A 12,348-nucleotide genomic window follows, 5' to 3' on the forward strand; every position below is an offset into this window, starting at 1 on the left:
GGGAAACATGGTTAGTCGAACAGACGGGTCAGCCTCGAATGCTCTCATCGGCTCCTAGGACCGTGCGCCACACGCCTGCTGGGGTCATCACGCTGCGTAGTTTGCAGGTGACCCGGCGAGGCGCGCTCTGCGGCTACGAGCGGATGGCTGGTTCTGGCATCGCTGCCTTGCGCTCATCCGGGCAACTGGCTCGGATTAGGGAGCCAGCCGGTGTTGCCCGGCACGGTGGCTGTAGGCGTCCGGCAGGCCCTGGCTGCCGGTTGGCAGCCGTCCCGCCCGGTGCCGGCCTCCGAACTCCTCCTGCCGGGGCTCGTCGGACGGGTGCTGACAGTCGCTCCGTCGGCCGGTGCGCGAATCGCGGCGTGAGCGCGCATTCGATCGGCTGCCCCGCGAGCGACTACAGCACTTCCAGCAACGTTTCCACGCGTGCGGCCAGGACCAGATCCATGCCGCCGCCGACACGGACACTGATCACCGCACTGCCCTGTGATTGCGCCAGACGAACCACCAGCGCGGGCATGCCCTCCAACGGATATTCGAACCAACCATCGGCTGACTCGTCGTTCGTATTGTCCAGCGCGCCCGTCAGTGCCGCCTCGTCCAGATCGTCGTACGGATAGCCGATGTATCCGCTGATCTCCTCCAACAACCGGACGACGTTGTCCTGGGCCACCCATCCGTCGACCCACACCACGGCGTCCGCACGGTCATTGCGCGGCCCTGCCTCGCTAATTGACCTTGCCTGAGAAGGCATCAGCTTCCGGGACTGCGGATCGTAGGAGTCGAGCCCGTATGCGCTGGCGAGAACGGGGAGCGCAGCAGTGTGTTCCCAGCTGTAGGGCAGGGTCACCCCGACGAACCGATCGGCGAGATCTGTGCGGCCCCATGGTTGCCGCCAGCCCAGATCGTGATGCCACGGAGCGATCATGTCGGCAAGGTCGGGCCAGCGTCGTAGCAGTTCAGCGCGAAAGGCAACGACCCGCTCATCCGGCTCAAGACCATCGGCATCCTCATCCGCCAGCTGCCCAGCTAGCCGACAAGGGTTCACGGCCACGCCGGAAGGCCAGAAGTACAGGTCGTAGCTCACCCGCAGCAGGGTAGCGGCCCCCAGGTTGACGCCCGCCCCTCGGCAGTTCCGGACGTCGGCTGGCATGGAAGGTCCGCCGCGGAGCGTGACGACTCCGGCTCATAGTGGCGCGCACGGACGGCGGCAAATCCGGATGTCGGATCATGAGAGTGCCAGGCACCATCATCGTGTGAATGCCCGCCGAACGATCGTCCTGGTCGATGACCTCCGTTCGTTCGTGGATGGCCGTAGCGCCGAGGTGGCCCGCACCAGCGCCGCCGCAGTTGAAATCCTCGATCGGTACCGGGACCGGCGCCTGGACGAGCTGTGGCTGGACCACGACCTAGGCGGGGACGACACGATCTGGCCGGTCGTGGAGGTCCTGGAACGGGCCGCCTTCGACAAGCGCTCCTTTGACGTCGGCGTCATCAACGTCCACTCCGCCAACCCCGCTGGCGCCACGAAGATCGCCCAGGTCTTACGACACTGGGGGTATCACGTCCGCGTCGCGTCGGGCTCCACGGACGTCGGCTATCTCGACGCCCCCGCAGTGAGCTGACCGGCTCGAACGCGCCGCCCGGCGGCTGTCACACTCGGACGGCGGCAGTTGAGGATGCCCGCCGCAGGGGCGATCATCGTGGGATGTCGGAAAGCAAGCGAGACGAGAATCAGAATGACGGGTCGCTACCCACGGAATTGACGTGGGTCGTCTGGCGGCAAGACGATAACGGGAACCGATTCGAGGTTGCTCGCCGAACGGTACGCGTGGACACTGACGCGCTGGCGGAAGCTATGGAGCGGCGTGGCCATAAGCAGACGTACTGGGTAGAGCGGGCTACTTGACAACGCCCCGGCCCTCGGCACGAGCGTGCGTTCGACAATTGGACGATGGCGTACGGACAGCGACGGGCGCCGCGGCGTACGGCTTGCGCGCCCGTCGCTCAGCGGCAGATGAATGCGTGGTGGCGGTGGCTGGGCGGCGGGTCAGTCGGTCGCGAACTTCTCGAGGATGCGATGAGCGGCTACTGCGGGAAGGCTCGGATTTCTCGCAAGTTCCAGGATCACATGGGGATCCGAATGGGACGCCAGCTCGATCAGCATGTCCGGGGGCGGCGCCGGATTACAGGCGACGTAGGCGGCGGCATGCGGATGTTGAAGGCAGGCAGCCAACGCGGTGGGCGGCGCTGCTTCATGTACGGCGACATCGATGATGGCCTCGGCTGAGCTCAGCGGATCCGTGGCGATGGTGAGCAGGACATCGGGCGGGCAAGATGGATGCCCAGCCACCAGCGAGGAAACGAGTGGACCATAGCGCGCTGCAATCGCGCGGACCTGCTCGGAGGGCACGGAGTAGTAGCGGACAGCCCGGCATGCGACGTCGAAGTCCGCATCTCGGATCAAAGTCGCGCGGACGTCTGCCGGCAACCTGTGGCTTGCAGCCGCGACCAGTCTGACCCGCGGGTCTGGGTGCGTGGCCAATCCGAGCAACCCGTCGAGGTCCGGGTGGTTATCGGTCCGCGGTGAGCCGCCCTCGCGGCTGTGCCGCACGAGCAGGTCCAGTGGAGTGCGTGGATTCGCCAGCACATAGCTCCGCCAGCGGCCAGCCTCAAGATCGTACAGCTCGCGGAGTAGATCAGGAGGCGCCGCCCAGTTCATCGCGACGCGAACCATCACGTCGTGGTCGCGCAGTGACAGAAGCCGCTCGTAGGTCTCGTCGCGTAGGTCTGCTCGGCCCGCGAGTGCCAGCACCAACGCGGGATCACATTCGGCGATCAGAGGCTCAACCGCTGTTACGGGAGTCGCGGGATTGCCCGCGGCCAGCCGACGTACCTCGCACAGCGCTGCCACGATGTTGGGCCAGTGTGGACACGGGCTCATCGAGGGCTCGCCACCATGGCCGATCAGGTCAACCAAAACGATGCCAGGAGTATGGATGTTCGACGCCAGGGTGACCCGGACGCAGGCCTCAGCACGTCGCGACAGCCGCAACGCCAGCGTCTCGGGAAGTTCCCAGAGGCGGCCGGCGGACGCAGCCACCGAGCAGTCTTCATCGTCGGCCACGAGCTGCGCGACGTCCAGGCGCTCCGACGCATAGTTGCCCAACGCCAGACGCACTGCGGTGTCCGGCCAGGAGCCGAGCCTGGACAGCAAGTCGTCAGGTGCGTCGACCCGGTTGATGACGGCGAGCAGCGCCCATGGGTCACCGTCTGGAATCCGCTCAATCGCGAGATTTCCCGACTCGATAAGCGCTACCAAAATGTCGCGCTGCCCACTTCCGGCAAGGAAGTATGACTGGGCCGAGGTTAGGCGCTGCTCCCGCGCCAGCTTCCGCAACAACTCTGGATGCCCCATAGCCGCAAGGACATCGATGTGCTCCGAGAGCAGCGCAGGGTTACCTGCTAGAGCAAGCAGGATCGGCGAGGCAGACACAGCACTCCCGGACAAAGGGCCGGGCAACGCGATTCGCGACGCGTACGCAGCGGCGTACATCGTCGGGGGAACATACAACGCGCGTCGAACCCCTGTCTCGCCCCAGGGTGCACCAACGCCCGGACATCGGCACGACCGGACGTCCTCGCACCTGGCCGCGCTGGGATCCACGGCTACCGAAGGTGACGGCCTCGCTGGCAACGGCGCGCACGGACGGCGGCAGATGCGGATGCCGGCAACTGCCTTGGTGGGACCTAGCCTGTCAGGTTCTCCCTGGGCAGCATGTACGAGCCCGAGGAATAGTCGACGCGGATGACGAGGTCTCCAGTCGAGAAGTCGTCGTCATCGTCGACTGCTGCACTGGTGACGACGAACTGGTCGTTGCCCCACGGGTCGGGGTGGCCTGTGCTTGGCGCCAGTGCTACCTCGACTCGCAGCCCTGCCTCATCCGGCAGATCGCGCAGTGCCTCACGAAGTTGGCCTACGGTCCATCGCCGGACGTCGTGGCGGTAACGGCCATCGCGGTAGTCGCTGGTCACCTGCTGACGCTACTCCATCGGCGGAGTCATCGATCCCACCCGCGACGGCTACCTGCAGTTCATCGCCGATCGGCCCGGAGGGATGGCTGCGAAGCGTAACGATTCCGACTGGGTCGACACGCACGGACGGCGGCATGAGAGTGAGCCCATGGCTCGCTCCGGCATACTCGTCAGCGCAGGACGCTCGCCACGACATTGTGCACGTCTTCGACTGGCGGCTCGCCGCGGTGCTCGGTGAACAGCAGCTGCACGGCGCCGATCAGGGTCGGCGCCAGCACCCGCACGTCCGCGTCGGCGGCGAACCGGCCGCGGTCTCGCTCGGCTTCCAGATAGCCGGCCACCGCGGCGACCGCCTCGCCCGCTAGGGGGAACCGGGCAGTGCCGGCCGCGCGCAGGCGGTTGCGGAGCTCGTCGCGGGTAATGGTGAGCACCACGATCGCGGACATGACCGGCTCGAAAAGTTCGAACATCGCGCCGGTGAGGTTGCCGGCAACGGTCCCGGTCCCGGCCGCATCGCGGAGCGCGGCACCTTGCGCCTCGACCCGCGCGATGTGGTCGAGCACCAGATCGACCAGGAACGCGTCGAAGTCGGCAAAGTGCCGATGCAGCACACCCTTGGCCACTCCGGCCTCATCGGTGATCGCGCGGCTGGTCAGCGCCGCGACGCCGCCGCGGATGAGCACCCTCACGGCCGCGTCGAACAGTTGCTGGCGCGGATCGCGCAGAGCTACGCCGGTCGGCAAGGGATCCTCCCGCTTTCCCAGTGGGCGATTGCCCACTAAGGTGGGCGCATGGTCACTCTACCGCCGCAACCTCACGAAGCGCGCCGCGTCGCGGAGTCGTTCGGAAGCGATCCAGGGCGCTACGACCGCAGTCGGTCGCCGTATCCGGACGCGCTGATCGAGCACATCGTCGCCGCCGCGCCGGGCACCGCGTTCCTCGACGCCGGTTGCGGGACCGGGATCGAAGCCCGCCAGTTCCGCGCCGCCGGGCGCACGGTCCTCGGCGTCGAGCCCCGACCCCCGGATGGCCGCATTCGCCCGCGCAAGCGGCATCGACGTCGAGATCGCGACCTTCGAGACGTGGGAGCCGGCCGGCCGCACCTTCGACGCGATCGTCTCCGGCACGGCCTGGCACTGGGTCGACCCTATCGCCGGAGCAGCCAAGGCAGCCGAGGTACTGCGCCCGGGCGGCCTCCTCGCACCGTTCGGCCACGTCTACGAACTGCCGTCGCCGATTGCCGCAGCGCTCGGTGAGGGACTGCGCCGGGCGGCGCCCGACCTGCCCTACCAACAGCCGACCGGTTCCATCCTCGACGGCTATCGCGCCATCTACGACCGCGCCGCCGAGGCAGTCCGCGCGTCCGGCTGCTTCGCCGAACCCGAGATCCGCCGTTACGACTGGCAGCGCACCTACGCCCGCGACGAACTGCTCGAACTCATCCCGACATCCGGCGGCCTCGCGAGCATGCCACCAGACAAACTCGCCGAGATCCTCTCGACGGTCGCCGCCGCGGTCGACGGCGACGTCACCCTCGCCTATGCCACCTGGTGCCTGACCGCTGTCCGCAGGTCACCCGCCGACGCCGCTCGCCACGACACAAAGCGCTAGTCACACACACCCGGATGACGTGCATTAACAAGTGCGCTCACATCGGCACGAGCGAGCGTGCGGCATACGGACGATGGCCTACGGAGAGTGACGGGGTGCCGGGGTCCAACGCGCCCGCTCGGCGGCAGAAGAGCGCGTCTTCGGGACCAACGTTGCGTAACGCCATTGCCGCAGTACAATCGTGAGCCGCCCCCGTCCTGAAGATTGGCGCGTACGAGCGGCGATTGCCTCTACAGGACAGTACTCCCCCGCACACACCATCAGTTTTTAGGTAGGGATCGTGCTCGCCCCACGCGAGCGCGTGCCGGCGGTGACGCTCGGTCCGCCTCGCCGCCCTCGACACCCCCGGCAGGATGACCGTTCATTTGACGGTGGCGGCCATCCGCTCGACTTCCGCGATTACCAGGGCGGGCTTGTCCTTGGGGACGTCGTGCGAACTCTCCTCAGCGGTGACGAGCGTGCGGCCGGGGCCGGCGGCCACGAACGCGGTAGCCGCGTCCCGCCAGTGCTGGGCGTCCTCCGGTGATCCGTCAAAGGGCGTCTTCTCCGCCACGATAGCGGTGACGGGGACGCTGTCTGGCCAGGCAAGCAAGTGGTACGCCTGGTGCGTCGGACCGAAGTTGTCGGCTGTGGCGATGAGCTGGCGGTTCGCCTTCGTCGCCGGCTGCTTCTTGAGTTCCTCGATCTGCGGCGCGGTGAGTGCGATGAGACGCTCAATCTGTGAGTCGGTGAAGAACTGCGGCAGGTTGGCGTCAACAAGCACCGCCCCTGAGAGCACGCCCGGGTTCGCGCGGGCGAAGTAGGTGGCGACCTCCCCCGCCTGCGAGTGGGATACGAGGACTGCGTTTCGGGTGACGCCGAGTTCGCGTAGACCGGCCTGCAGGTCGGCGGCGGCGGCCCGGGGATCCCACGGGCCCTGCACCTCGTCGCTGGCGCCAAGACCTGCGCGGTCGTAGGTGATGATCTGCGACCCGGTGGCCTTTGACAGCTGAGGCACCAGGGCATCCCAATACGAGGAGTCTTCGCCGCCGCCGGCGTCCAGCACGAGGGTGGGCGAATGCCCAGGCGTGACGTGGAAGGCGAGCCGACGCCCGTTGTTAGCGATCATGTGCGTGCCCGCTGCGGGGGCCGGGCCTGTCGGGTTGGCCGGGGTCGCGGGAGCCGTGGATGCCGGACTGGCCGTGGGTGCGGCGTTCGGCGCTGCGGAACCATTGCACGCACCGACCGCCGCCACCCCCGTGACGGACAGGACAAGGGCGAGGGAAGCCTGGCGGAACCGGGATGCTTTCTGGATAACCATGGAATCCACTGTTCCCGGTTTTCTGATCCCGCTCGAACCCGCTGACCCCCCAATATGGCGGAGGTTAACCCTACCTGCGTACCGCACCGTCCTCGCCCCGGTCGCACGTCAACTCTTCACGGAAGTACGACGGGACAAACTCGCACACGGGCCCGTCAATTGTTTGCCCCGCCCCCCGGCGCAATTCTTACCGACTGGCAGCCATTTATTGACCAGACGACTCCAGAATCGCTGACCTTGTGGATGGCCTCAAACACACAATCACCGGGCGTCGGCCGGAAGCCTGCATCATGTCATCGGCATTATCGCATCGCAATGCTGTCCTGTAGGTCGGTGGGCGCGGCGTATTCGCCCTTGACCTGATCGCCACCTGAAACCTTTACGGAATCGCCACGTGAAAGCCTTTGAAGAACAGACACATCACCTGAACAACGACGTACTCATTTCGGCATGGTCGCGCACCCGACACTACGATCTCCGTTACGCTCGGTAACGCCCGGCTCGTGGCAGTTGCGGAGGTGTCAGTCGCTGCCGAGCGCTGCCGCTTGCGGGCGTTCCCGGGTGTCCTCGTCGAATGCGACGAGTCGTACCCGTTGAACCGCTGTTGGTGTGGCCTTGAGCGTTGCTACGGCGATCCGGGCGGCCTGGTCGGGAGGGAAGCCATACACGCCGGTGGCGATCGCGGGGAAGGCGACGGTCCGGGCGCCGAGTCCGTCGGCGAGTTGCGGGCTGCGTCGGTAGCGGGAGGCCAGGACGTCGGCTTCGCCGTGGTCACCGCCTTCCCAGATCGGCCCGACCGGCTGTAGGCGGCGATGACTTGCTCGGGGTCGGGGTCCGGGAGGTTGGTGATGTGGACCTTGATCCCGGCCAGCGCCCGGTTCTTGGCCTCCAGCACACGGCTGACATCCTTCGCCGCGCCGGTCCGGCGTACGTACCGGTTGCGTTTGACCGGGGTCTTTGCCGGCGACCGCGCGGGTCGCCCGGGAGTTGCCGGCCGCGATCTACAAGTTCTACCCGCACGCCGGCGTCACCCTCCCCGTCCTCGGCTGACTGTCAGCTCGGGGTCAACCCGTTCTGGTACGCCCACACCACGGTCTGCACCCGGTCCCGTACGCCGATCTTGGTCATCGCCCGCCCGAGGTGTGACTTGACCGTGCTGGTCTCGATGAAGAGTTCGTCGGCGATCTCGTTGTTGGACAGCCCTTTGGCGAGCAACCGTACGATCTCGGCTTCGCGCGGGGTGAGCTGGTGCGCCGCCGCGGACTCGGGCGGTGCTGCCGGTCGCCGCCGGGCGAACTCCGAGATCACCCGGCGGGTCACGGCCTGGTCGACGAGACCGTAGCCGTTCGCCAGCCGACGGATCGCGTCGATCAGGTCCTCCGGCTCGCAGTCCTTGAGGATGAAGCCACTGGCCCCGGATTCGAGTGCGCCGAAGACGTACTCGTCGAGGTCGAACGTGGTCACCACCAGGATGGCTGGCGGCGACTCGGGCGCGGCGGCGAGGATCTCGCGGGTCGCGGTGAGCCCGTCGCCGCCGGGCATCCGGACATCCATGCAGATGACGTCGGGGCGCAGCCGGGCGGCCACCGCCACCGCGGACGATCCGCTGGACGCCTCCGCCACCACCTCGATGTCGTCCGCCTGCGCCAGGAGCACCCGGAAACCGGCCCGCACCACCGCCTGGTCGTCGACCAGCATCACTCGGATCGTCCCAGCGCCAGTCTCGGCCCCAGTCTTAGAACCGGTCACGACGGGTCCCCTCCCTTTGATGTCAGCGTCGCTGTGACGGACCAGCCGCCTTCGGTCGTCGGCCCGGCCGCGAAACGTGCGCCGATCAACTGCGCCCGTTCCCGCATGCCGATCAGCCCGACCCCGCTGCTGGTGCGCGCCGCCGCCGGCTCGGGACGCCGCGCTGGCGGACCGTTCACCACCGCCAGCGACACCTCCCGCGGCAGGTAGCGCAGCGTGATCAGCACCGGCGCGCCCGGCGCGTGCTGCCGCGCGTTGGACAGCGACTCCTGCACCATCCGATAAAGAGCGACGTCGGCGATCGGCGGAACCGGACGTGGCGACCCCTCGCCCACGAGCTCGACTGGCGTGCCCAGGTCCCGAGCGGTCCGGACCAGGTCGTCGAGCACGGCCAGCCCCGGCACCGGAACGCTGCCTTCGCCATCGTGGCCAGGTGTGTCGCCGCCGCCGCTACTGTCGGCCGGGGTGCCGCGCAGCACCCCGACCACCAGCCGCAGGTTGTTCAGGGTTTCCTTTCCCTGGGACCGGATCCAGGCCACGCCGGCCTTCGCCGCCTCCGGGTCCCGGTCAATCAGCCGGTGGACCGCCGCCGCCTGCACCACCATTCCGGACAGGTGGTGGGCGGCGACGTCGTGCAGTTCCCGAGCCATCTGGGTGCGCTCCGCCTCGATCGCGGCCCGCACCTTCGCCTGCTGGGCCCGGACCGCATCGGCGGCCTGCAGGCGTAACAGCTGCGTGTAGCGTCGACGGGTCGCCACGTAGTTGCCGACGACGACCGCGCCGAGGTTGGACAGTGCGCTCGACCCGGCAGGGCCGACAGCCGACAGCAGAAGGTCCGGCGTCGTCACGGCGGCGATGCCGAACGCCGCTGTCGCCTCGACCGCCACCGCCGCGCCCACCAGCACGAACGCCGTCCGGGCCGGCAGCAGAACCCCAATGGTGTACGCGACGACGAACGGCGCGAATCCCCGGATCGTCGCCTCTGGTGGGGACAGGGCGATCATGGCGACCTGAAGGCCGACGATGCCGGCGAGGCAGAGCAGCGGGCGGAGCCGGCGCAGGCAGAGCAGCAGCGCCTGCCCGACCCCGAGGGCGACGAGCAGCCAGGCCCGCACCGGGCCGACCACGATTTCGTCCGGTGGCGTCACGACCCAGAACAGAGCTGCCATCAACGTGAACGTCAGCCCGGCGACGCAGGCCGCGAGCAGACAGTCCCGGGCGAACTGCCCGGTCACCCCGAGGTTGGCGAGCAGTACGTCCAACCGCTTCGTCAGCCGGGGCTGGTCCGCCGGCTCGGTTGGCTCGGCGGTGACCGGGCCGCCTCCGATGTGGTCGTTCACCGTGTCAGCATCCTCTGCTCGTAGATCGAGACGGATCGGGAGGGGGTGGGTCGGGAAGGGATCGGTCGACACCGTCAGTAGGAGATGTTCGGCGAGAGCAGCATGAACTCGACGGCGAACCATCCCGTACCGGCGAGGGCCAGCAGGACCAGCGCGCTGCCGGCGGTCCGCGACCAGCCGACCCGCCGGCGGAGGTCGTCCACCAGCCGGACCGCTGCGGGGATCACCCCGAGCAGGCCGATCAGCTGGGCCACCTGCACGCTCCGCATCGAGACGGTGGAGAGATCCTCCAGGCTCATGATGAGCACCAGGCTTCCTACCCAGCCGCCGACCGCGAGCAGGGCGCAGCCGACGGCGACGCGGCTGAGGATGCGCGCGGTGCGTCCAGCCCGATCACGCGGTGCCCGCCGCCGCAGCCGGCGACCGATCGCCCCGATCGGCCAGGCCAGGACAGTGAGCAGGAGGATGACCACCGAGCCGACGATCACCGGGATGGCCAGGTAGGTGCTGCGTGCGGTCTCGACGGGCACCAGGGCGAACGCGGAGTCGAAACCGATCACTTCGACCCGGCCGTCGACCGCTCGCATCGCGATCGTCTCCTGGCCGCCCACCTCGCGCCAGACCCAGGGCTCGATCTCTTCGTAGACGGCGGCGGTATCGGCCATCGGACGCGGTTCGAGCAGCAGCCGGCCGTCATCGCGGACGCTCACCGTGGTACGCCCGGACAGGCCGATCACGGTCAGGAAGTTGCTCTCGATCGCGCGGGAGCTCTCGTAGGTGCCGGCGGCCATCGCGGCCCGCTCGGCCGTGCCCGAGGCGTCGGTGGTCGGGGCGGCCAGCTCGGTCGCCGGCACGTTGTTCGCCGCCGCACCGGGCACCGCCGGGAAGTAACGGTCGGCGAAGGCTTTCGTCAGGTTCTGTCGCAGCTTGTGGTTGGCCAGGGAAGACGTACCGGTGCTGTTGAGCGAGATGAACAGGCCGGCGCCCTCGTCCGGGTAGATCTGCAGGTGAGTGTGGAAATAGAGGGTGTCGCCGCCGTGGCCGATGATCCGATGGCCGTTGCGGCTCTCGTCGAAGAACCCGAGGGTCATCCGGGGTGCACCCGCGAGGGTGCCGAGCGTGGTGGCGTCGAGCGCTGGCTGGTGCATCAGGTCGAGCGTCGGCTCGTCCAGTATCGGGGTGTCGCCGACCGGTTCGCCCAGGTGGGCGAGCATGAACCGGGCCATGTCCGGGGCCGAGGCGGTCATCGACCCGGCGGGCGGGGTGCCGACGATCTCGAAGTACCCGGCGGGGGACGACGCGTTGTCGTACCCGTTCGAAACGCGGCCGGCCAGGTCGGCGGGGAGCGGCTGGGCGAATGAGGACGATGTCATGCCGAGGCGGTCGAAGACGTTACGGTCGACGTACTCCTCGAAGGGGATGCCGCTGACCCGTTCGACGATGTATCCGGCGAGCGAGTTGCCGTAGTTGGAGTAGGCCGGCACGGTCCCCGGCCGGTAGATCTGCTCCGGCGGATCGGTGACCAGAGCGTCGCGTAGGTCTGCCCGGGTGCCTTCCTTGCCGATGAGGCCGGCGATCCGCTCCTCGAACCCGGCGGTGTGGGTCAGCAGATGCCGCAGGGTGATCGGCTCGTCGAAGTTGCGGGGGATGGCGAAGTCGAGGTAGGCGGCGATGTCGGCGTCGAGGTCGACCTTGCCGTCCTGGACGAGTTGCATCGCGGCGGTGGCGGTGGCGAGCTTCGACACCGACCCGATCCGGAACAGGTGCCGCTCGGGGTCGACCGGCACCGGCTCGGTGCCCTCGCCACCGGTGTCGACGTGGCCGTACCCCCGAGTGGTGACGGTCCCACCGTCGTTGACGACGGCGACCGTTGCCCCGGCGATGTCATTGGCTTCCAGCGCGGCCGGGAGCATCTCGTCGAGCCAGGCGTTCACGTCGCTGGCGTTCAGCACGCCCGGTTCGACGGCTGCTGCCGGGCCGTCGCTCGTCGGGGCCGGCTCCTGCGCGGCACCGGCACCGGCACCGCAGCCGACGACGGCCGCCCCGACGACGACCACGGTTGCCAGGACGGCACCGAGACGCCGCAGGCGGAAAGCCGGCCGGGACGGGTAGGACCGGGAAGGAGTCTGCTCTGGTGCATCGCTCTGGTTCATACCCGAGAGCCTGCTGCAGCGGCACCGCCGCGCCATCTGGCGCAGGACCACACTCGACTTACGACTTAAGTAGGAGGCTCAACCAGCGATCAAGCCGGACCATACCGCCGACCGGCCCCGCAGATCGGCCGGGCTCGCGGCAACGACGTAGTGCCGCTGA

10 protein-coding genes and 1 pseudogene are annotated in these 12,348 nt (G+C 68.3%); 2 read left to right on the forward strand and 9 right to left on the reverse strand.

Going from position 1 to position 12,348, the window contains the following annotated elements:
- Positions 1-397 precede the first annotated feature (397 nt).
- Positions 398-1,087, reverse strand: a complete 690-nt coding sequence (locus ACQEVC_RS10560) for a hypothetical protein (protein ID WP_432875723.1) — start codon at positions 1,085-1,087, stop codon at positions 398-400.
- Between the two features lie 169 nt (positions 1,088-1,256).
- On the opposite strand from ACQEVC_RS10560, the gene ACQEVC_RS10565 reads away from it, so the two are divergent.
- On the forward strand, positions 1,257-1,625 hold the full coding sequence (locus ACQEVC_RS10565) for a cyclic-phosphate processing receiver domain-containing protein (protein ID WP_432875725.1): 369 nt from the start codon (positions 1,257-1,259) through the stop codon (positions 1,623-1,625).
- A gap of 425 nt (positions 1,626-2,050) precedes the next feature.
- On the opposite strand, the gene ACQEVC_RS10570 is transcribed toward ACQEVC_RS10565, so the two are convergent.
- The 3 genes from ACQEVC_RS10570 to ACQEVC_RS10580 form a co-directional block, all read right to left on the reverse strand.
- Positions 2,051-3,418 carry a hypothetical protein gene (locus tag ACQEVC_RS10570; protein ID WP_432875727.1) on the reverse strand — a complete coding sequence of 456 codons (1,368 nt, stop codon included), beginning with the start codon at positions 3,416-3,418 and terminating at the stop codon, positions 2,051-2,053.
- Between the two features lie 332 nt (positions 3,419-3,750).
- Positions 3,751-4,035: a DUF6225 family protein gene (locus ACQEVC_RS10575; RefSeq protein WP_432875729.1), complete on the reverse strand. Its 285-nt coding sequence runs from the start codon at positions 4,033-4,035 to the stop codon at positions 3,751-3,753.
- Positions 4,036-4,205: 170 nt separating this feature from the next.
- The gene (locus tag ACQEVC_RS10580) at positions 4,206-4,778 is read right to left on the reverse strand and encodes a TetR/AcrR family transcriptional regulator (RefSeq protein ID WP_432875732.1); all 573 of its coding nucleotides are present in this window, start codon (positions 4,776-4,778) and stop codon (positions 4,206-4,208) included.
- A 283-nt stretch (positions 4,779-5,061) separates the two neighbouring features.
- On the opposite strand from ACQEVC_RS10580, the gene ACQEVC_RS10585 reads away from it, so the two are divergent.
- Entirely contained in the window at positions 5,062-5,646 is a 585-nt protein-coding gene (locus ACQEVC_RS10585; protein ID WP_432875734.1) for a class I SAM-dependent methyltransferase, read from the forward strand.
- A 361-nt stretch (positions 5,647-6,007) separates the two neighbouring features.
- On the opposite strand, the gene ACQEVC_RS10590 is transcribed toward ACQEVC_RS10585, so the two are convergent.
- The 5 genes and pseudogenes from ACQEVC_RS10590 to ACQEVC_RS10610 all read right to left on the reverse strand — a co-directional run bounded on the left by ACQEVC_RS10590 (position 6,008) and on the right by ACQEVC_RS10610 (position 12,188).
- On the reverse strand, positions 6,008-6,754 hold the full coding sequence (locus ACQEVC_RS10590; protein WP_432875737.1) for an alpha/beta fold hydrolase: 747 nt from the start codon (positions 6,752-6,754) through the stop codon (positions 6,008-6,010).
- A 713-nt stretch (positions 6,755-7,467) separates the two neighbouring features.
- A pseudogene (locus ACQEVC_RS10595) lies at positions 7,468-7,752 on the reverse strand (macro domain-containing protein); the annotation flags it as partial.
- A 247-nt stretch (positions 7,753-7,999) separates the two neighbouring features.
- Positions 8,000-8,644: a response regulator gene (locus tag ACQEVC_RS10600; RefSeq protein WP_432875740.1), complete on the reverse strand. Its 645-nt coding sequence runs from the start codon at positions 8,642-8,644 to the stop codon at positions 8,000-8,002.
- 47 nt (positions 8,645-8,691) lie between these two features.
- Entirely contained in the window at positions 8,692-10,035 is a 1,344-nt protein-coding gene (locus ACQEVC_RS10605; protein WP_432875743.1) for a sensor histidine kinase, read from the reverse strand.
- 74 nt (positions 10,036-10,109) lie between these two features.
- Positions 10,110-12,188: a serine hydrolase domain-containing protein gene (locus ACQEVC_RS10610; protein WP_432875746.1), complete on the reverse strand. Its 2,079-nt coding sequence runs from the start codon at positions 12,186-12,188 to the stop codon at positions 10,110-10,112.
- Between the last annotated feature and the right edge of the window lie 160 nt (positions 12,189-12,348).

It is taken from the genome of Plantactinospora sp. CA-294935 (assembly GCF_050936445.1).
In the GTDB taxonomy this organism is placed as follows: domain Bacteria; phylum Actinomycetota; class Actinomycetes; order Mycobacteriales; family Micromonosporaceae; genus Plantactinospora.

What these genes read in the sequence shown, in the direction of transcription:
- ACQEVC_RS10585 (WP_432875734.1), top strand. Translation starts at nt 5,062, where the DNA reads ATGGCCGCATTCGCCCGCGCAAGCGGCATCGACGTCGAGATCGCGACC.
- ACQEVC_RS10610 (WP_432875746.1), bottom strand. Translation starts at nt 12,188, where the DNA reads ATGAACCAGAGCGATGCACCAGAGCAGACTCCTTCCCGGTCCTACCCG.
- ACQEVC_RS10570 (WP_432875727.1), bottom strand. Translation starts at nt 3,418, where the DNA reads ATGGGGCATCCAGAGTTGTTGCGGAAGCTGGCGCGGGAGCAGCGCCTA.
- ACQEVC_RS10590 (WP_432875737.1), bottom strand. Translation starts at nt 6,754, where the DNA reads ATGATCGCTAACAACGGGCGTCGGCTCGCCTTCCACGTCACGCCTGGG.
- ACQEVC_RS10600 (WP_432875740.1), bottom strand. Translation starts at nt 8,644, where the DNA reads ATGCTGGTCGACGACCAGGCGGTGGTGCGGGCCGGTTTCCGGGTGCTC.